We start from the raw sequence: 18251 nt of genomic DNA, 5'->3' as shown, positions 1-18251 counted from the left end.
TTCTATTCCAATACGGCAGGCACACGGAAATGGCCGTCTTCTTCTTCTGGAGCATTTGCCATGACTTGCTCAATTGCTAGAGACTCCTGCACCGTATCATCTCGCATTACGTTGCGAATAGGCAGAACATGCGATGTTGGGGGCACCTCATCTGTATTCAATTCATTTAATTTGTCCGCATATTCAAGGATGGCGTTTAGCTGACCTAAAAATCGTTCTTTCTCTTCTTCACTTAGTTGAAGGCGCGCTAGTTTAGCGACATGTTCAACATTATCCAGACTGATGCTCATCGTTATGGGGAACCTCCTTGCTCCTATCGACAAAATGTATCCCTTTATTATAGCGCAGAACAAAATTCATCTCAACGGCGCGATTGAATAGTGCTGCTTGTGGGAACGTTCCATGCAGAGCATCGTATTAAGGAGTAAAGATATGTCCGAATTGACATTTGAACACTCTCACAGAAAGGATGAAATCGTATGTCTCTATTAGCCCTTGCGTTTACTGTTGTGTTCATTTATCTCGTTATTATGGTTCCGATTCAATACTCTGCCCTCATAGAATTAAAGAAGCAGCAGACTCGGCAAAATGAGTGCAATGATCAATCCTCCGTACCTCAACAGAAAGCTCATGATCCGATACCGAGCAACCGGTTCTTTAAACCCGCTAATCTAATCGCCAGCTGGATTATTCGAGTAACTCAGGGAAAACAGTAAATGAAAAACACCAGGAGCAGGCATGAACCTGTTTCGCTGGTGCTGCGTTCGTGGTTTACAATTTTCGTTTTTTCTTGGGGACAATGCGAATCGGCAGCCTTATACGCGCTAGTCCTAACGTCAGGATGAAGCCAAGCGCGATACTGATAGCCGTAGAGAAGGCGTATATCGCGTTACTCCATGCCCCTTCCGGGTTGCCCAACACAAAGTCATACATGGTAGAATAGAGCGCTGCTCCAGGTACGAGAGGGACAAGGCCAGGAACGATAAAGCAGATCGCCGGCATCTTCGCTTTGCGTGCTGTCCCTTCAGCAAATATGTTCAACACGCAGGACGCTATAAAGTAGGCTACGTACTCACTGCCTTGCAGTAGTTTAGCTACATCAAAAGTTAACCAGCTAAGCGCGCCAGCTAAGCCAGACAAGAGCATTCCCTTTAAGCGAAGCTGGAATACCCCGCCAAAACACATGCTGATGACGAAGGATGAAAGTACTTTCGTAATTATAGCAGCCCACCTCCCGCCCAATTCATACTAAGCGCGATTATAGTTCCTGAACCAACCGCGATTGCGATCGCAATAAGGAGCGCTTCTGTCGTCCGCGATATCCCAGACATAATATCTCCGGCCATAATATCACGCGAGGCATTCGCTAATATAAGTCCTGGGAACAAGTTCATCAATACCGAAATCAATACCGTGTGCGAATGCGGCCCTAGACCGCTGGACGCAAGCAGTAAAGTAGACAACGCGGCTACAGCTCCGCCGATAACATGAACAAATACGACATTATACTTGCCCCGTTCAAACATGTACATGACCAGCCTCATGATCACTGCGCTGATGAAAGCATTCAGGATGTTCAAGAAGCCTTCTCCGAAGAAAACGGTATATCCCGCCGCAATAAGTGCGTAGAACAAGCTCGATAACCAGAGAGGATACGGCTTGTCCCTATCGATCTCCTGCAGCCGCGCGTACAGTTCTTCTACCGAGATATGCTCTGAATACAATTTGCGGGAGAGCTCGTTGACACGAACAATCTTCTGCAGATTAAAGCTACGGTTTCTTACCCGCTTAATGACGGATTCCGCGCTAAAGTCGTCGCGAACAGCTGATGTGATGATCGCGGTAGGCACTACGAAGCTTTCTACTTCATCGAATCCATATGCTTGGCATATTCGCCCGATCGTGTCCTCGACTCGGTACGTTTCTCCTCCGCTTTCCAGCAGAATCTTGCCCGCATACGTCGCTACGTATACGACGCGATTCAAGTCCACGTCCACCCTCTCCTTTGAGCACAGATGATGTAGGATTCCTACTGTATAGGATGAACCGATTGGCTTATTCTCCATACATACTATAATGAAGCAAAAGAAGGACGTGCAAGGACACTGCAATTGCAGCAAAAATATCCCTTACACGTCCGTTCCCGCTTCAATACGTATAGCCTTATATCCACGCACGTAAATTAACTTGTTTAATAAAATCCTCAGCTGATAGAGTTTCCGGAGCTGTCTCATCCGTTTCCTCCAACGGCTCATCTCCACTCATCAAGCGTCGAAATAACTTCTCATTGTGAGTGGCGAGCGCATAATCGATGAGCGCTTCTCGTTCCACGCGTTCCGCCTCCTGCTGAAGCAGCAGCTCTTCGCTCTCTATATCAGATGCAGGTACGAAGAAATTGCGCCCAGCACTCGGAATACGAATAACAAAGTCAAATGCGTTATCCGCATTGCGGTCATATGCAATGATATAGCCATATTCCCCGATAGGCAATTGCTGTTCGAAACGGTCGGCGACAATGACGATCTTATCTCCCAATTGTGGCATTGTCCTAACCTCCCAGTCGCTATAGTTATAGTTTAGGTAAACACTATCGTACTAGAAAACGTTGGCGCTGTAAACGATTTGTACTCTATGCATACATTTAAGGTTCACAATGTATGACACCTTCAGGGGCGGTTGTCAGTTGGACGAAGCCGGATTCCGTAATGAGATACGTATTCTCGATTCCGACAACACCGCGTCCAGGGAACGTAAACTTCGGCTCCACGGCAACAATCATGCCCGGTTGAAGCTGCTGCTTGAAACCTCTTGCCAATACTGGCCATTCATCGATCTCCATACCGATGCCGTGACCTAGAAACTTCACTTGATCCTCCCCATAGCCCATAAAATGATCGGCTAAACCAAGTGAATCCGCCATTGCCAGCGCATCCGCATAGAGCGCTTCACAGATCGTTCCCGGCTTCAGCTTCTGCTCGGCCGCGCGAATAATGGCTTCAGCCGCATCATAAGCATTCTGCAAATCCTCTTCCAATCGGCCAATTACAAGCGTGCGCGTCTGATCGATGACATACCCGTCAATGCAGCAGCCGATGTCCACGAGAATCGGTTCATTCCGCTTAATCACCTTGCGGCTTGAGCCTTGAGGACTAGCAGGGGTTAATCCGCGTCCTCCAGCAGGACCGTCAAAATAAGTCGGCTCTGCCGCCGCATCGCCTGATGCTACCATGCCGGTAATAATCTCTTGATTATAACCGCGCATACGCATCATCCCGATATGACCCTGCATGCGAAACATGTGCTCAATGTGAGCGATCAGCTCAAGCTCCATCATTCCCTCACGTACATACTGTGCGGCCTGCTCCAGCACGCGATGCGCAGCAACGGCTGCTATGCGAATACGGCTCACTTCAAACGGCGACTTCACCATACGAAGCTCGCGGAGCATAGCTGAGCCATCCTTCCATGTCATTGCGGGCAGCACTGCCTGCAGCCGCTCAAACTGCTGCACGGGCAGAACATCGCACTCGGTCATCGCCGTGAGCGTCACTTCAGGTTCAGACAGCTTCGCAAAGTGAGCTCGCACCGTGTCACCGAACTCTCGGAAAGAGCCGAGCGGTTCCACCTTCACCGTCGATTCTGCCTGCGCACGCTGCAAGCTCCGTTTAACAAAGTACACGGGCTCCCCTTCGCGAGGGACTACGACATATCCTGTTTGCATCGAACCTGTTAAATAATAAATATCCACATTATGCGTCACAAAGAACAGATCCACGCCGACTTGCTGCATTCTTGTTTGCAATCGTTGAATTCGCTCGAGATGCTCTCTTGACTCTATTTCATTGCGGTTATGTCCTGTACTCATGTCAGTTCCATCTCCTTTAATGATGATCCCCTCTGCCGAGAGGACGCAGCAATTGCCTTCGTTATGTGTGAAAAGGCCGTCCTGCAGTGAACAGGAACAGCCTTGTATCCTAGTATTCGTCAACATATATGTGAAGCTTAAGCGGAACACCAAGCGACCGCCTCATAACCAACACTATTGTATATAGGTTAATGATAGCACGAACCTTGAATCAGCGCCATCGATCGGCCTATTACCTGAATGTTAACTCCGAGATGTCATGAAGGCGCTTCTGAGCTCATGGACGTCTGATATAATAAATACGATTAGCTACCAAAGATAGGAGCGAGAAGATTGAAACAACGAATTGTGTTAGTAGAGGATGACCGCGAAATCGGAAGTTGGCTTCATAACTTCTTAAACGATAAACAGTACACGGTTGAATGGCTGACTTCGGGAGAGATGCTTATCGAAGCGGCTGCTGAAGCTGATCTGATCATTCTAGATGTGATGCTGCCTGGGCTGGATGGATTCTCGCTCGCGCGGCGGCTAAAGAAGGAATATTCAGAGCTCCCTGTGTTAATGCTGTCTGCTCGAACAGCGATTGATGATAAGCTTCAGGGCTTACAGTTTGCTGATGATTACGTGACGAAGCCGTTTCATCCCGATGAGCTGGCCGCGCGTATCGAGGTACAGCTTCGACGCTCTATGCGCAATGATCCTGAACGTATTGAACTTAAGCATTTATCTATATATCCGCAGCAAAATCGAATCGTTGATCACCAAACGAGTGAAGAAATATCCCTTACCGGCAAGCAGTTTCATATCTTTATGTACTTATTTCGCAATGCCAATCAGATTCTGACGAAAGAGCAGATCTACGAGAGCGTTTGGGGAGATCCTTATATCGAGGGAGACAAGACCTTAATGGTACATATTAGACATCTGCGTGAAAAGTTGGAGCGAGATCCAAGTCAGCCCGAGATGATTGAGACCATTCGCGGCATCGGATATCGGGTGAAGCGATGAGGCAGGAGCTGCGTATCCGTTGGCGTCAGTCACTGCTTATTCGTTATGTTCTCATCGTGTTCATCGCACTCGTACTATGGATTATCATTTACCCTATGATATCAGTGCTTATGATGATCCCTTACAGTCTTAGTGTTGAAGCGGAAAGAGAGCATAATCCCTACACAGTTGGGGCTGATATCGAAGCTCGTTGGCATGCGGAAGCGAAGAAACTGGATGGCGCCAAGCCCGAGCAAATAGACGCCGCGCTTCGTTCGCTGTATAGCGAATATGATCAAGCAAGTCTATTCTGGGTGGATAATACCGGAAGCACTCAGCTCATGCTGCCCGAACAATCTTCCCTTCCCAAGACATGGGACGTTTCAGACACGATTGCCTTTATGAAAAGCAGCTATGACAGCGACCCGTTCACGGTCGTTGCCTTTATCGGTCAGGATCAGCAGCAAGGCTTCATGGTCATTCAAGTGCCGCGCGAGCTAATGAAAGTAGTAGACGGGCAGCCTAAGTTCGATTACAGAGCAGCGGTCACCTTGCAAATCACGATATGTGTCGGATTCGTACTGCTGTCGCTCTTATTCTTCTTAAGAATTCGTAAGCGGCTGGTTCAACTTGAACAGGCGATGACAGCAACCTCCTCGGACGGTTTGCCGCAGCCTACGCTAGTACAGCGTGAAGATGAGATCGGCCGAGTGGAGCATGCCTTCAATCAGATGGTACAGCAGTTGACGGCGAGCCGTGTGCGAGAACAGGAAGAAGAGAGGCTGCGCAAAGACCTAATTGCCAATCTGTCGCACGATATCCGAACTCCGCTGACCACGATCAGAGCGCATACTCATTCCTTGCATCATGAGCATCTATCCGCCCAAGGAGCGACATCACTTAAGCTTATTGATCACAAGATCGAGGATCTAGGTCAGCTTGTCGACAATCTGTTGTCCTACACCCTCCTATCCGCCAAGCGGTACGAGCATTCGCCTCAGCAGGTTGATCTGACGCGGCTAGTTCGCCAAAGCGCAGCAACCTGGTATCCTGTATGGGAAAAGGAAGGGATCACGCCTGATATTAGTTTGCCGGAGCATGCCGTTAATTGGACGCTTGACCCGCAATGGATGAAGCGCGTGTTGGACAACCTCATTCACAACGTGGTCCGACATGCAGGCAGCGGTCAATATATCGGCGTATCATTGCGAGCTAAAGAACACGCCTTCCTGCTTGAGATTATGGATCGCGGACCTGGTCTCGACGGATCGTCAGCTACTCATGGCACAGGCATCGGCTTAACGATCGTTCGTATGATGCTGGAAGAAATGCACATGACGATGACCATCAACAGTGATAATAAAGGAACCTTGATCCAGATACGGTCAAATTTAAACCAGAATTAAACTTGATACACCCTCGCCTTAACCTTGCTCCAGTATCGTAAAGGCAGAGGTGATAGATAGTGAGTCAAACTATTGTACAAACAGAAGGCTTAACCAAAGCATATGGCCACAGATTAGCAGTTGATTCTTTACAGCTTGAAGTAAAGCAAGGAGATATCTATGGCTTTCTCGGTCCGAATGGAGCCGGCAAGACGACTACGATACGGATGCTGCTGGGCTTAATTCGACCAACACAGGGGCGTATTCACATATTCGGGAAGGATCTACGGCGTGAACGCCTTAGCATACTAGGCAAAGTAGGCGCTCTCGTGGAGTATCCTTCGTATTATGGTCACTTGAATGCGATCGAGAATCTGGAAACGATACGCCGCATTCTGAACGTACCGCGAAGCCGTATCGATGAAGTTCTATCTATCGTTAGGTTGACCGCGGACGCTAAGCGTCCAGTCAAAGGCTATTCTCTAGGGATGAAGCAGCGGCTCGGACTCGCCGCGACGCTGCTTGGTTCTCCAGAGCTGCTCATTCTCGATGAACCTACTAACGGTCTAGATCCGGCAGGTATCCTTGAAATACGCGAATTGATCAAGAGCTTGCCGAAGGAGTATGGGATGACCGTACTGCTGTCCAGCCATCTCTTGAGCGAAGTGGAACAGATGGCTTCACACGTCGGCATCATTCATCAAGGCAAGCTCGTATTCCAGGATTCGCTCGCTACCTTGAAGGATCAGGCTTCGCATCAGATTCAATTTCATCTGTCTGAGCCGCTGCAGGCGATCCGTACGCTGGAGAAAATGGGGCATAAGGGCGAGTTGGGCAACAGCTCTGTGCTCGTAGACGCTCTCTCGAACGAGCAGGTAGCCGCCATCGTTCATCTGCTCTCCCAGGACGGACAGAGTATCTATCGGATTACCGATAAGCACCAATCGCTTGAAGATATCTTCCTGCAGTTTACCGGCGGGGTGAGCGTATGATGTTGCTGCGAATGCTATCCTCGGACAGGCTGAAGCTGCGAAGAACGTGGATCTTTGCCCTCGTTTTTCTTGGGCCTAGCGGCGTAATCGGCCTGCAAGCAGTCAACTGGGGCCTTCGTTATGATTATTTAATAAATAAGTACAAGGATGACCTATGGGGAACGCTGCTGCAGGATGTCAGCTATTTAGCTCTGCCTGCTCTGCTCCTCGGCATTACGTTGGTCGCGAGCATTCTCTGCAGCGTCGAGCATCGGGAACAGTCCTGGAAGCAGCTGCTGTCACTGCCTGTACGGCGAACAACCGTATTTCTATCGAAGTTCATTTGGATTCAGATCCTGCTGTTGCTAGCATGTACACTGCTAACTGCTGGGACTCTGCTTCTCGGCACCTTGCTCGGATTTCGAGCGGAAGAGATTCCGTGGGCAGATCTTTTCGTACTATGTTACCTACCTTGGCTAGCCGCGATGCCTGTCATCGCTGTTCAGCTCTGGGTATCCTTGCTGATCAAGAATCAAGCGACAGCGCTCACGCTGGGGATACTGCTTACCGTTATGAGCCTGTATGCCATGCAGTTGCCGAATTGGATGCCGCTCAAGTGGCCGCTGCTGCCTGAGGAAATCGGCGGAGCCGGAGTATCGGTTGCCGCAGGGTTGATTACCGGATTTGTCATCGTGTGCATGAGCCTCGTCCATTTTGTACGAAAGGATGTGGCTTAAGATGACTAGATTGATTCGTGTAATGCGTTCCGAGCTTATCAAGCTTAAGCGAACTCGACTATTGTCGCTGCTTCTCGTCAGCCCGCTGCTAGCTTTAGGCATTGGATACATGTTTCCGGTGGATGCCAATAATCCACATGCTTGGGGCATGATGCTCTCGATGATGGCCGCTGCCCACTCCATCCTGTTCCTGCCGCTGTTATCGGGTATTATCGCATCGTCACTATGCCGTTATGAGCATGCGAACGGAGGCTGGAAACAAACGCTGGCTTTGCCTGTTTCTCGAACGCATGTTTATGTGGTGAAGCTGCTCCTTGTTGCAGGATTGCTGCTTGTGATACAGCTGCTATTTCTTGCGGCAGTGCTCAGTGTGGGCTGGTATAAAGGGTTTCCTGGTACGCCGTGGGATCTGCTTCTGAGAAGTGTATTGGGAGGGTTTGTGACAACATTATCGCTGGCTATGCTCCAGCTGTTCGTCTCGACCGTTTGGGCGAACTTCGCGGCGCCGATGACGATCAATGTCATCTTGACGCTGCCTAACCTGCTTGTCATTCAATCCAAGTATGCTCCGTATTATCCTTGGAGCCAGCCTGCTCTAGCCATGCTGCCACAGGGCACCAACGAATTCGGCTTGAATATCCCGCTGGACATGCTTCTTATGGTTTCAGGCAGCAGCTTTATCGTATTCTTCGTGCTTGGCTTAGTGTACTTCAACAAGAAGGATATACGCTGAGATGAAAAGGGTCCGTACCGTCTAAGATACATTGACGGTACGGACCCTTTTGTGTGCGAGCGGCTGAGACGTCGGTTCTCGACGTCTCGGCCTCTAAAAGGCGCGGATTTGGGCCTGAGACGCAGATTTTCGACGTCTCGGGCCTGGTTGGCGCCGCCGCGCGAGTGCTTGGGAGGCTGAGACGTCGGTTTTCGACGTCTTAGCCGCTGAAAGGCGCCGATCTGAGCCTGAGACGTAGATTTTCGACGTCTCGGGCTTGGTTGGCGCCGCCGCGCGGGCGGTCAGGTGGCTGAGACGTCGGTTTTCGACGTCTTAGCCGCTGAAAGGCGCCGATTTGAGCCTGAGACGTAGATTTTCGACGTCTCAGGTCTGGTTGGCGCCGATGCGAGGGCGCTCGGGTGGCTGAGACGTCGGTTTTCGACGTCTTAGCCTCTGAGAGGGGCCGATTTGAGCCTGAGACGTAGATTTTCGACGTCTCGGGCTTGGGTGGCGCCGCTGCGAGGGCGCTCCGGCAGCTATGCGTTAGATCATGCGGTTGTATTTTCGCTCGTGGCCGATCGTGGTTGCTGGGCCGTGACCTGGATAGACGTTCACATCGTCTCCAAGCGGCAGCAGCTTCTTATGAATCGAGTCCATTAGCTCTTGATGGTTGCCGCCGCGCAGATCCGTGCGGCCCACAGAATTCTTGAACAGCACATCGCCAGAGAACAGATGATCATCGATCAGGTAGCTCACACTTCCCGGCGAATGACCAGGCGTATGCAGCACATCAAAGGTCAAGCCGATTAATTCCAGCTTATCCCCTTGTCTCACAAAATGCTCCGCAAGCTGAGTCGAGATCGGACGCGTAACCTGCGGCCACATCAATGATCCATTCAGCTCCGGCTTCACAAGCCATTGCTCCTCGTTGCGATGCATATAGACCGGACAGCTGTAGCGATCCCGCACTTCCTGCAGCCCGCCGATATGGTCAAAGTGAGCGTGCGTCAACAGCACCGCCTTAACCTTCAGATCTCCTAATCCGAACAGCAGCGACTCTGGCTCTGAGCCCGGATCAATAACGATTGCTTCTTTCGTTTCTTCATTTTCAAGCACATATGCATTAGTTTCTAATGCTCCCAGCGGGTAACTTGATATACGATACATAGGTGACTGACACCGCCTTTATCTCTTCATAATTTGTCATTAGATGGATGACAGAGTATCTCGCAATTCACGTGTGATGCGTGCATGATAACCTGTGCCTTCACCGTAGGACTCCATTATTTTCACGTACGCAGCCTTTAAGTTCGACTGGTAATCCTCAGCATCACGATTGGTGTTCTCTTGCTTGAACTTGATCATGTGAGCCTGTACATCGCTTGGACGGGGACCCCACTGACCCAACACATGTCCGCCTGTATCCGTAATGAGTACAACTGGGACGGATCTTCCACCCATCGTCAGAAATTGATCCATTACCTCAAGAAACTGTTCCATAATGAGCACTTCCGTCGGTATGCCCGCCGTCTTCATCGCCTGAAACACCACTGGCACATTGCGAACGACATCCCCGCACCAGTCAGCCGCCAAGATCATACAGCGCAGATCGTCACGATACTGCAGTGATTCAAAGAACTCTCGTTCTTCATCGCTTGACCACTCAAAACGGTCATACCAGTCTTGGAAAGCATCTTGGTTCTTGGTCATCCCATCCATAAATGCTTGAGGGCTAATTCCCTGACCCATGACATTCGCTAATGATTTACTCATTATACACGCCTCACTTTCTATTTATAAATAGCCATATGAAGACACCACACCTCTTGGGTGCCGCCTGCACAATAAGTAGAAGATGCTTCAGTAAGCTTATTCTACCATATGGAAGATCATGTCTCTACTAGAGGAATGAGCGTACAAGCAGTTGCATATAGATGGACTAGCTGAAGGATTAGAGGAAAGATGCATGATACGCACATTTAAAATGGTGAAGGAGGGTTATGCATGTCGAGTTTCTGGGTTGTGTCACGCAAGCAATGGCGATTGGGCTTGGCCGTACTCTTAGGTATTCTCATTCTCGCTGCCTTCTGGCGGTTCGAGTCGATGAAGGTGGATGAGGAAGAAGCGCTCGCGCTTCCAGCAAAAACGAATGTGCTTCATATGGTAACAGGCGAATTCAAGTCCAAGCTTGATGACGGTCAAGAAATTGAGGGTTACGTGTTCAGTCCTGGAACCGTATTTGCCAACGACGGCGAGATGGTAGAGCTGCGGATACGCGGGATCAACGGCAAGCAGCATGATTTTTACATAGAAGGCTTGGATGTGAAGGGCTCGGTCTTTAAAAATAAAGAAACAGTTGTCACGTTCAAGGCAAAAGAGGGCACTTATCGGATCGTCTGCTACACCCATGCCGATGCCGCTCACAATGGACCGATGATCGGATACATTGTAGTCGATTAAGAGTGACAGGCAGCGTTCTTCCGCATATGTTATAGCGATCATTCATCTAGAGAGGAGCCTGCCTTTTGAAGCCCATAGAACGTCATACCTCCCCGCTTCCCTCCGCACGCAAGATTCGCCGCTCATGCCAGAACGAGCTGTACCGTGCAGTTAAACGAATGAAGGTGTACATCCCTGAGGATCTGTTGAAGCAAGGAGAGCACTTGTATACGAAAAAAGTGATAGAGAATCTCGTGTGGATTCACGAGAACAGCAAAAACCGCAAGCTGCTGGCCGACTGGTTCGACGAAGCGGTAAGCGGCGATCTAGCTGAGCTGTGGCAGGTCGATCGCGGGCAGCTGAGCGGACATTTTCGCCATACCTTTGGGGGCTAAGCTGCGGTGCGTTGGGCGGCGAGTGAATACTACTCGCCGCCCAAACCTATGATGTAGGCGGAAGCCGCAGCGCGCTCGGCTTCCGGCGTCAGCGCGAACTGTTTATCGTTCGCGACATGCGGCATAGCCGCGATCCGGCGCACGTCAGCCACGTAGCGCTGGAAGTGCGCCTGCGCCGCCTGAGCAAGCTCGCTTGCCAGGGCGGCGTCCCCCCGGCTGGCCGCCATATCGGCCATGCCAGCCAACCTGACGACCGCTTCGGTGCGCAGCTCCTTGTCGAAGCGGTCGTCCTTCACCGCCGCCTCCCAATAGGCGGCGGCTTCGCGGAGCTGCCGTGCGCGCTCCGCGGCAAGCGCGAGCTCGCGGTGCAGCGCCGTGCCCGCGCGCTCGTAGCGCTCGCCCGCCTGCAGGAGCGCAAGCGCCTCCTGCGGCGGCAGCTGGTGCGACACGGCGATGCGCAGCGCCGTGTCCGCAGGCGCAAGGCTGAGCGCTGCCTGCTGCGCGGCGGCATTCGCTTCGCTCGCGCCAGCGGCGTACAAGGCGTTGGCTCCGACCATGCGGAGCCCCATCGCCGCTGGCACCAACAGCGCGGCGGCCAGCACAGCCGCCGCCAGCCTTCCTCCGCGGCGGGGCAGCCCGCGCCGCTCTTCTGCTCCCTGCTCCCCCATAACAGGGAACCATCCGTATGCCAACCAAGACATCGCCAATAACGCGATCGCGCCATAGGACAAGTCAAAGTCGATTAGGCTGTGCCCTATAACAACTCCTGCCGCCAATCCCGCTCCAGGATCACGCTGCCATGCGCGCACGAGAGCGACGACGGCAAGCGAAGCCGTCAACAGTGTCCCGATTAACCCGATATCGAGCAGCAAGTCGGCTAGACTGCTATGTACTTCCTTCCCGACATACGGCTCAGACTGGATGCTGGCGAACTGCTGTCTCCACGCATCCCCTCCGCTCCCCATCCAAGGGCTTTCCTTCCACAACGCGAATGCGTCTTTGTAGAACTGCCCTCGTGCTGACGCCGTATCATAATGCCCGCTCAATCGACTCCCGGATTGCTCTGGCTGAAGGAGCCACGCGGCACCTGACACCAAAACCGCACATAACACGATCACTATCGTACTTCTCTTTGATAAGACGAGAGCATCCTGACTTGTCCTCCGCAATCGCAGAACGCATGGCAGCATTACACTGCCAACGCAGGCAGTGAAGAACGGCAAACTAATCCACCATCCCTCTGCAAGCCAAGCTTGCGCGCTTCCGACTGAAGCCAGCACTCCCCACACGATAAACCAGAGTCCCCATCCCTTGACGTAGAAGCTGCTATAGCGGCTGGTTAGGAGCCAGATGGCGACAGCAACGAGCACTACTAACCCGGATCCGCGGGATTCCGTTAACATAAGCACCGTCGTATGAAGCAGAATAGAGGTTCCTGATATCGCCCAACTATATATGGTCTTCGCTATTGCCACACGGTGCAAATGATACAGCACATATGCTCCTGCAACCGCGCCTAATGCATTAGGATACTGAAACCAGCCGCCTAATCGAAAGCCCACAGCAGATATTTCCGCATTCGAGCTTAGCATTACACCACCGTCATATGTAAACCAACCGTACAGCATGACGAGCGATCCAAACGATATGAACCATCCTATCGCTGTCATCACCGCATCCCACCATTGCTTTCCGGTACGCGGAATATCGCGCACCAAGCCAACGAGCAAATACCCCCACGCACCATAAGCGGTCCATCTCAAGCATAACATCCATGTACCATGAGTCGAAGCCGGGTCTAACAGCAGTGCTGCCGCATAACCCAGTGCCGCCATCCATGGAAACAGTAAGGAGAGCCTGTCCTCAACGACCATGCCGCTTCGGCTTCCCATAGCATGATGCAGCAGCTTGACGATCGACGCAGTAATAATCAGTATTTCAGCGGACAGAAAGCCATCATCATAGAAGCCTCCCTGTCTCCATAAGCTTATGAATAACACTACAGCCAACCCCGCCATCCCAGCAGTAGTTGCATAGGGTCGCCGCTCAACGACAGGGCAATAGGCTAATTCATTCGAAATAGATCCTTTCAAGCCGCAACCTACTCCTTTCCTTCTCTACATCATATCCTTTCTATTTACCGTAATAAACCCTCAATAGACTCTTAGCTGTATCAACAAAAAACAGCCACGCATAAGGCATCCGCCTGCTGGCTGTTCTGATTCTGAGTGTATATCAAGCTACATCAGCGATGTACTTTTTTCTTTGACTCGACATATGCTTCGATCTGTTCACGCAAGATGAAAGCTTGCAATCCCCGCAATCCTTCATCATCCAATCCTCCCATAGCGGCACCGCAGAAGCTCTTGCCGTCTCGCAGCGCGGATCTAATGATCCTGAGCTCGCAAGTCAGCGTAAAGCCAATATGAAGCTCAGCCAATACTCTGCTTGATTCTTCCAACGGCTGATCGGATAACAAGGTGAACCCAACGCCATTCAAGCTGATATCGTGCAGATGCATCGGCATCGGTGAATTAAGCTGGATAACCGAGCCGTCCTGCTTAAGTGCGGTAATAAAGCCGTGCTTGCGAATTTCAATCCGCGGATGCTCGCGTCGTTCCGAGAATCGAGATTGTTGGTTAGGAGGATAAATAAACAATAGAGAGCCTTGATGACGCGCGATAATGACAGTTGTGAACGTAAGAATACCGATTGGCGAATACACAGTTACCTTCACTCGCTCACCGAGTTGGAACTGATCGTATTCAGGCAGCTGTACATCCATAAGCTCACCTTCGATGAAGGAGATAACACCTGTTGCAATACATTCTTCTCCTTCTAACACCGTACGGCTGTGTAGCAGTACTCGCAACTGATGTTGTTGAGATTCGTTAGTATAAGTCTCTTGCAACCTGAACGGCCCCTTTCCTAATATGCTGATGCATCTCGCGATCGTTCCCGTTCGGGTACATTGGATGCATCAGTAACTACATGAAGCAATGCCTGTCCATAATATTAACAAGCTAACAGAGCCATTATCAAGTCATATGACGTGAGGTGCTGCTGTACGGATGATCGTTCTTTGCTCTTACTGGCATAATACAGTTGCGTCCATTTTCCTTAGCTTGATACATCAATCGATCCGCTTCATCAAATAGCCCCAACATCCACGGCAGCAGCGGTTCATTAAGATCCGGCTCATCCATATCATCAGAAGACAGTATTCCGACACTGATCGTGACCAGGATTGGATATTCAAAGGCTGCATGCGTCTCGGATCGACCCAATAACGCGGTTAACTGGCTCGCAAACTCATGCGCTTCCTCTCCATTCACACCTGGCATGAATACCGCAAACTCTTCACCGCCATAGCGAGCGAGCAGATCGGAGTCATGCAGAAGTGATCGAACACATGCTGACGTCCATCGGAGCGCCTCATCACCGACAAGATGTCCATAAGTATCATTAATGGCTTTGAAATGATCAATATCGAACATGACCAAGCTAAATGAATGATCTTTGCCCGGATAATGTTCAAAGTATCGCTCCATCTGCTCCATCAGATATCTGCGATTGTAGCAGCCAGTCAGCGGATCCGTTACGGCAAGATGCTCCAGCTTGCGGTTAGCGATATAGAGCTCTTCTTGTGTGCGTATCAATTCCTGATTGCGTTCAAGGAGCGCTATGTTCTTATTGTTCATCTCATCAACTAAATATCGCAGCCGTGAAATATCATGGAACGTCAACAATCTACCTACCCATGATTTTTTATCGTCATAAATGGGGGAAATATGAAGAGATACATACTTACTTCGCCCGTCATTTTCATGGTTAACTACGATTTCGGCGGCAAATGGTCGATGCCGCTCCCGGTTATAAGCAGTCTCGATACGTTCTGCTTCCTTTCTATCGGGGATAAGGGCGATGAGGGATTTCATGTCCATTCTAGAACCCTTCTCCACGTGAAAGAACGTCTGAATGCCGCGGTTCATATCCAATACAACATCCTGCTCGTCCACTACAATAATTCCGGAGTCCATCGTGTCTATGACTTCACGTCGAGCAATCGAAGAGATTTCGAATACGCGATAGCGTTGAATGACGACTACAAATACGATATCGGACAACAATATGCCGAGCGAAGTCATTCCAAACAACCCCCGATCAGGGTCGAAAAGAATGACGTTTACGATCAAATCAGTCACTGCTCCGGCAATGAAGATCAGCATTCCCAGCGACAACAGGATTAGCTGCTTCAAGTGAGCAACGGAAGTCTGATTGTTCCTGTGCATAGCACGCAGCATGATAACAGAAGTCGTTATGAAATAGATCCCGATCAAGAGGACATAAGGTATAAACATGGGACCGAATGGCGCTGCCACTTTATCCTGACTCCAATCACTGAACCATAGCTGTGGCAAAAAGACCATCGAAAGCGCGGCACCCGCTACCGGAGCGATGGCCAACCATACCGTAGAAGCCTTCATATGAAATGATTGCTGAGTAAACAAGCGAGTGAACAGGAGCCAGCCAGGCCCTAGAGACAACAGCGAGCATAGACCCGTCGCCATGGCTGCTTGACGAACGAATGGATCACTTGAAATATGATAAATAAACTGGCTTAATGGCCAGAGCATCATCATAAAATGAAAGGCTAAGTATGATTTATGCAAATTCGATATCTGATTCACAACGAGTACGTAAATCAAAATTCCGAACATTATGGCAAATAGGAAGAAATCGACCCAAGGAAGTCCAAATACCATAAACACATCACATCCTCTATCGAAAGACATGTCGGGAGGCATGCAGCGGAAGCTGAAAACTAGGCCGATAGCCTCATTATCAAATCATTCTATCTCATTTTCCATCATATTACAACGAATGTAAACCTTTGGGATTAGGTATAAATCCCTATAAACATTGTATACATGCCTCATTCGTGTCAAAATAGGATTAGGAGTTAGTATTCCTTCTTATTGGCTTAGAAATGAGGTGCCAGCATGACAACTTTCGTGGTTTATCCAATGACTGAAGCAGATGGTCAGGCAATTTGCGGTTGGGTGTATACGCCGCCATATAATTTATATCAGTTTTTGCCTTGGGCGGAGATGAAGGCGCTTGAGATCGAATTCGGCGACCCGGCGCTTCGCCGGCAGCAATATGTTGTTGTTCGGGATGAGAAGGGAGAACTGAACGGGTTTGCGCAATATTTTCCGATGGAGGGTGTAACTCGCCTTGGACTTGGCATGCGTCCGGATCTGACTGGGAAGGGGTTAGGCGTATGGTTTGTAGATGCAATTGTGAAGGAAGCTGTGCGCAGAAATCCGTACCATGAGATCGATCTGGAGGTACTCACCTGGAACAAACGCGCTATTGCCGTATATGAACGCTGCGGGTTCCACATTACCGATACTTACGAGCGTCGTACCGCTGCTGGGATGGGCACTTTTCATTGTATGGTGTATGAAGGTGACGGTATCTTTCCAATGTAAATAGGCGCCGAACTGCTTTCCCAGCAGTCCAGCGCCTTTTGTATTTCCCATGTATTTATACAGATCTCGATAAGCCTCGCTCTTTCAGCACATCTTGAAGCGCCCTTTCGAGATAAGGATCAAGGTGCATGAAATTGCGGAAGGCTTCGTACTTAGCCCAGGATGCCGCCGCATCTCCTTCTTCAGAGCGAACGGCACGGATTAAAATGTTTTTCGGCGTATGCTCCATATCGATGAATTCCAGCAGTTGAGTCTTGTATCCGACACAATCTAAAAGATTGGAACGAACAGCATCCGTCGCGAGCGCTGAGAAACGCTCTTTTAAGATGCCGTGGCTAAGCAGCGGCTCCAGCACTGGCTGCTCCACCTGACGGAAGAGCTCGTGCTGACAGCATGGCACGGACAAGATGACGCCCGCTCCCCAGCGAACCGCCTTGTCTAGAGCAGCATCTGTCGCGGTATCGCACGCATGAAGCGTGACTACCATGTCCACTGCTGTGACATTATCGTATTCAGCGATATCTCCTACGGAGAAAGATAACCCGTCATATTCCAGCTTGCGGGCCAGCGCTTCACAATGCTCGATGACATCCTTCTTCAGATCCAGTCCATTAATGCGTACCTCTCGCTCGCACAGGACGTGCAAATAATGATACAGCGCAAAGGTAAGATAGGATTTGCCGCAGCCGAAATCAATGACTCGAATCGGACGGTCGCTTGGGAGATACGGAAGTGTATCGGCCACCATTTCCAGAAAACGATTGATCTGCTTAAACTTATCATACTTCGACGCCAGCACCTTGCCTGAATCGTTCATAATGCCCAGCTCCACCAGGAATGCAGCCGGAACGCCTTCCTCAAGTAAATAGCGCTTCTTCCGATTATGGGATAGATCGGCTGGCGCAAACTGCTTCGCCTGCTTCTTTATATTCACTTTGTGCTTCTTGCTGATCAGGATATGATACTCTGCATCCGCCGTACGGATAAGCGCTTGTCGAAAATGCAATTCGAGCAGCTCGAACAGCTTGTCCGCCGCATCAGATTGTTCCGCATTGACGTGAGTCACCTTATTCGAGAAATGGTACTCGAATTGAATCATTATCTCGCCGCGCAGCTGAACAGGCTTCACGCTAACCTTGGTGCACCCTTCTGCTGGCGCAGTGCGGACTTGGCTTAGTATAGCGGAGTGCAGTACTCCTTCTCCAATGATTGATTCTAGCAATGATTTGAGTTGTTCCATCTTAAAGCTTCAACCTTTCGCTCTC

Annotated in this window: 20 protein-coding genes; 9 read left to right on the top strand and 11 right to left on the bottom strand. The window is 50.3% G+C overall.

Annotated features, from left to right (window positions below; translation table 11 throughout):
- Positions 1–2: 2 nt before the first annotated feature.
- Positions 3–290: an Asp-tRNA(Asn)/Glu-tRNA(Gln) amidotransferase subunit GatC gene (gene gatC, locus AC3WTP_RS12350; protein WP_492394907.1), complete on the bottom strand. Its 288-nt coding sequence runs from the start codon at positions 288–290 to the stop codon at positions 3–5.
- 189 nt (positions 291–479) lie between these two features.
- Here gatC and AC3WTP_RS12345 point away from each other — a divergent pair, with 189 nt between their 5' ends.
- Positions 480–716: a DUF3949 domain-containing protein gene (locus AC3WTP_RS12345; protein WP_492394906.1), complete on the top strand. Its 237-nt coding sequence runs from the start codon at positions 480–482 to the stop codon at positions 714–716.
- Between the two features lie 55 nt (positions 717–771).
- Here the strand turns inward: AC3WTP_RS12345 and AC3WTP_RS12340 are convergent, their stop codons facing one another.
- From AC3WTP_RS12340 to AC3WTP_RS12325, 4 genes are all read right to left on the bottom strand, one after another.
- Entirely contained in the window at positions 772–1242 is a 471-nt protein-coding gene (locus AC3WTP_RS12340; RefSeq protein ID WP_492394905.1) for a threonine/serine exporter family protein, read from the bottom strand.
- On the bottom strand, positions 1218–1991 hold the full coding sequence (locus AC3WTP_RS12335; RefSeq protein WP_492394904.1) for a threonine/serine exporter family protein: 774 nt from the start codon (positions 1989–1991) through the stop codon (positions 1218–1220). Before AC3WTP_RS12335 ends, AC3WTP_RS12340 begins: the two co-directional genes overlap by 25 nt.
- Positions 1992–2163: 172 nt before the next feature.
- Positions 2164–2544 carry an ATPase gene (locus tag AC3WTP_RS12330; protein WP_492394903.1) on the bottom strand — a complete coding sequence of 127 codons (381 nt, stop codon included), beginning with the start codon at positions 2542–2544 and terminating at the stop codon, positions 2164–2166.
- 97 nt (positions 2545–2641) lie between these two features.
- On the bottom strand, positions 2642–3865 hold the full coding sequence (locus tag AC3WTP_RS12325; RefSeq protein WP_492394902.1) for a M24 family metallopeptidase: 1224 nt from the start codon (positions 3863–3865) through the stop codon (positions 2642–2644).
- Between the two features lie 333 nt (positions 3866–4198).
- Between AC3WTP_RS12325 and AC3WTP_RS12320 the strand changes: the two genes are divergently transcribed.
- From AC3WTP_RS12320 to AC3WTP_RS12300, 5 genes are read left to right on the top strand one after another with little or no spacing between them, the layout of a single operon-like run.
- Positions 4199–4873 (top strand): response regulator transcription factor, encoded by a 675-nt coding sequence (locus AC3WTP_RS12320; protein ID WP_492394901.1) that lies wholly within the window; start codon positions 4199–4201, stop codon positions 4871–4873.
- Positions 4870–6258, top strand: coding sequence for a sensor histidine kinase (locus tag AC3WTP_RS12315; protein WP_492394900.1), 1389 nt, complete (start codon positions 4870–4872; stop codon positions 6256–6258). Before AC3WTP_RS12320 ends, AC3WTP_RS12315 begins: the two co-directional genes overlap by 4 nt.
- Positions 6259–6317: 59 nt before the next feature.
- Positions 6318–7229 (top strand): ABC transporter ATP-binding protein, encoded by a 912-nt coding sequence (locus AC3WTP_RS12310; protein WP_492394899.1) that lies wholly within the window; start codon positions 6318–6320, stop codon positions 7227–7229.
- The gene (locus tag AC3WTP_RS12305; RefSeq protein ID WP_492394898.1) at positions 7226–7945 is read left to right on the top strand and encodes an ABC transporter permease; all 720 of its coding nucleotides are present in this window, start codon (positions 7226–7228) and stop codon (positions 7943–7945) included. The genes AC3WTP_RS12310 and AC3WTP_RS12305 overlap by 4 nt, the downstream gene beginning before the upstream one ends.
- Position 7946: 1 nt before the next feature.
- Positions 7947–8678 carry an ABC transporter permease gene (locus tag AC3WTP_RS12300; RefSeq protein ID WP_492394897.1) on the top strand — a complete coding sequence of 244 codons (732 nt, stop codon included), beginning with the start codon at positions 7947–7949 and terminating at the stop codon, positions 8676–8678.
- A gap of 522 nt (positions 8679–9200) precedes the next feature.
- Here AC3WTP_RS12300 and AC3WTP_RS12295 read toward each other — a convergent pair.
- The gene (locus AC3WTP_RS12295; protein WP_492394896.1) at positions 9201–9824 is read right to left on the bottom strand and encodes an MBL fold metallo-hydrolase; all 624 of its coding nucleotides are present in this window, start codon (positions 9822–9824) and stop codon (positions 9201–9203) included.
- Between the two features lie 39 nt (positions 9825–9863).
- On the bottom strand, positions 9864–10430 hold the full coding sequence (locus AC3WTP_RS12290) for a thioredoxin family protein (RefSeq protein ID WP_492394895.1): 567 nt from the start codon (positions 10428–10430) through the stop codon (positions 9864–9866).
- A gap of 231 nt (positions 10431–10661) precedes the next feature.
- Between AC3WTP_RS12290 and AC3WTP_RS12285 the strand changes: the two genes are divergently transcribed.
- Both AC3WTP_RS12285 and AC3WTP_RS12280 read left to right on the top strand, forming a co-directional pair.
- Positions 10662–11117 (top strand): cupredoxin domain-containing protein, encoded by a 456-nt coding sequence (locus AC3WTP_RS12285; protein WP_492394894.1) that lies wholly within the window; start codon positions 10662–10664, stop codon positions 11115–11117.
- Positions 11118–11182: 65 nt separating this feature from the next.
- Complete coding sequence (locus AC3WTP_RS12280) at positions 11183–11491, top strand: dehydrogenase (protein WP_492394893.1); 309 nt, start codon at positions 11183–11185, stop codon at positions 11489–11491.
- Positions 11492–11520: 29 nt separating this feature from the next.
- On the opposite strand, the gene AC3WTP_RS12275 is transcribed toward AC3WTP_RS12280, so the two are convergent.
- The 3 genes from AC3WTP_RS12275 to AC3WTP_RS12265 form a co-directional block, all read right to left on the bottom strand.
- A complete protein-coding gene (locus AC3WTP_RS12275; RefSeq protein ID WP_492394892.1) occupies positions 11521–13584 on the bottom strand; it encodes an O-antigen ligase family protein in 2064 nt (687 codons plus the stop codon).
- A gap of 152 nt (positions 13585–13736) precedes the next feature.
- On the bottom strand, positions 13737–14402 hold the full coding sequence (locus tag AC3WTP_RS12270; RefSeq protein ID WP_492394891.1) for a PilZ domain-containing protein: 666 nt from the start codon (positions 14400–14402) through the stop codon (positions 13737–13739).
- Positions 14403–14529: 127 nt separating this feature from the next.
- Positions 14530–16257: a histidine kinase N-terminal 7TM domain-containing diguanylate cyclase gene (locus AC3WTP_RS12265; RefSeq protein ID WP_492394929.1), complete on the bottom strand. Its 1728-nt coding sequence runs from the start codon at positions 16255–16257 to the stop codon at positions 14530–14532.
- Between the two features lie 237 nt (positions 16258–16494).
- On the opposite strand from AC3WTP_RS12265, the gene AC3WTP_RS12260 reads away from it, so the two are divergent.
- A complete protein-coding gene (locus AC3WTP_RS12260) occupies positions 16495–16986 on the top strand; it encodes a GNAT family N-acetyltransferase (RefSeq protein WP_492394890.1) in 492 nt (163 codons plus the stop codon).
- A 55-nt stretch (positions 16987–17041) separates the two neighbouring features.
- Here AC3WTP_RS12260 and AC3WTP_RS12255 read toward each other — a convergent pair whose 3' ends face one another.
- Positions 17042–18226: a class I SAM-dependent methyltransferase gene (locus AC3WTP_RS12255; RefSeq protein ID WP_492394889.1), complete on the bottom strand. Its 1185-nt coding sequence runs from the start codon at positions 18224–18226 to the stop codon at positions 17042–17044.
- Positions 18227–18251 lie beyond the last annotated feature (25 nt).

The sequence above is a fragment of the Paenibacillus sp. EB106-04-04-XG159 genome, assembly GCF_058791835.1.
Note: the sequence above shows the minus strand (reverse complement) of the source record. Positions and strands in the feature narration are given on the sequence as shown.

Excerpts from the sequence above, each read along its gene's own strand:
- gatC (WP_492394907.1), bottom strand. The coding sequence starts at position 290 with ATGAGCATCAGTCTGGATAATGTTGAACATGTCGCTAAACTAGCGCGC.
- AC3WTP_RS12345 (WP_492394906.1), top strand. The coding sequence starts at position 480 with ATGTCTCTATTAGCCCTTGCGTTTACTGTTGTGTTCATTTATCTCGTT.
- AC3WTP_RS12330 (WP_492394903.1), bottom strand. The coding sequence starts at position 2,544 with ATGCCACAATTGGGAGATAAGATCGTCATTGTCGCCGACCGTTTCGAA.
- AC3WTP_RS12325 (WP_492394902.1), bottom strand. The coding sequence starts at position 3,865 with ATGAGTACAGGACATAACCGCAATGAAATAGAGTCAAGAGAGCATCTC.
- AC3WTP_RS12315 (WP_492394900.1), top strand. The coding sequence starts at position 4,870 with ATGAGGCAGGAGCTGCGTATCCGTTGGCGTCAGTCACTGCTTATTCGT.
- AC3WTP_RS12305 (WP_492394898.1), top strand. The coding sequence starts at position 7,226 with ATGATGTTGCTGCGAATGCTATCCTCGGACAGGCTGAAGCTGCGAAGA.
- AC3WTP_RS12300 (WP_492394897.1), top strand. The coding sequence starts at position 7,947 with ATGACTAGATTGATTCGTGTAATGCGTTCCGAGCTTATCAAGCTTAAG.
- AC3WTP_RS12295 (WP_492394896.1), bottom strand. The coding sequence starts at position 9,824 with ATGTATCGTATATCAAGTTACCCGCTGGGAGCATTAGAAACTAATGCA.
- AC3WTP_RS12290 (WP_492394895.1), bottom strand. The coding sequence starts at position 10,430 with ATGAGTAAATCATTAGCGAATGTCATGGGTCAGGGAATTAGCCCTCAA.
- AC3WTP_RS12285 (WP_492394894.1), top strand. The coding sequence starts at position 10,662 with ATGTCGAGTTTCTGGGTTGTGTCACGCAAGCAATGGCGATTGGGCTTG.
- AC3WTP_RS12265 (WP_492394929.1), bottom strand. The coding sequence starts at position 16,257 with ATGGTATTTGGACTTCCTTGGGTCGATTTCTTCCTATTTGCCATAATG.
- AC3WTP_RS12260 (WP_492394890.1), top strand. The coding sequence starts at position 16,495 with ATGACAACTTTCGTGGTTTATCCAATGACTGAAGCAGATGGTCAGGCA.
- AC3WTP_RS12255 (WP_492394889.1), bottom strand. The coding sequence starts at position 18,226 with ATGGAACAACTCAAATCATTGCTAGAATCAATCATTGGAGAAGGAGTA.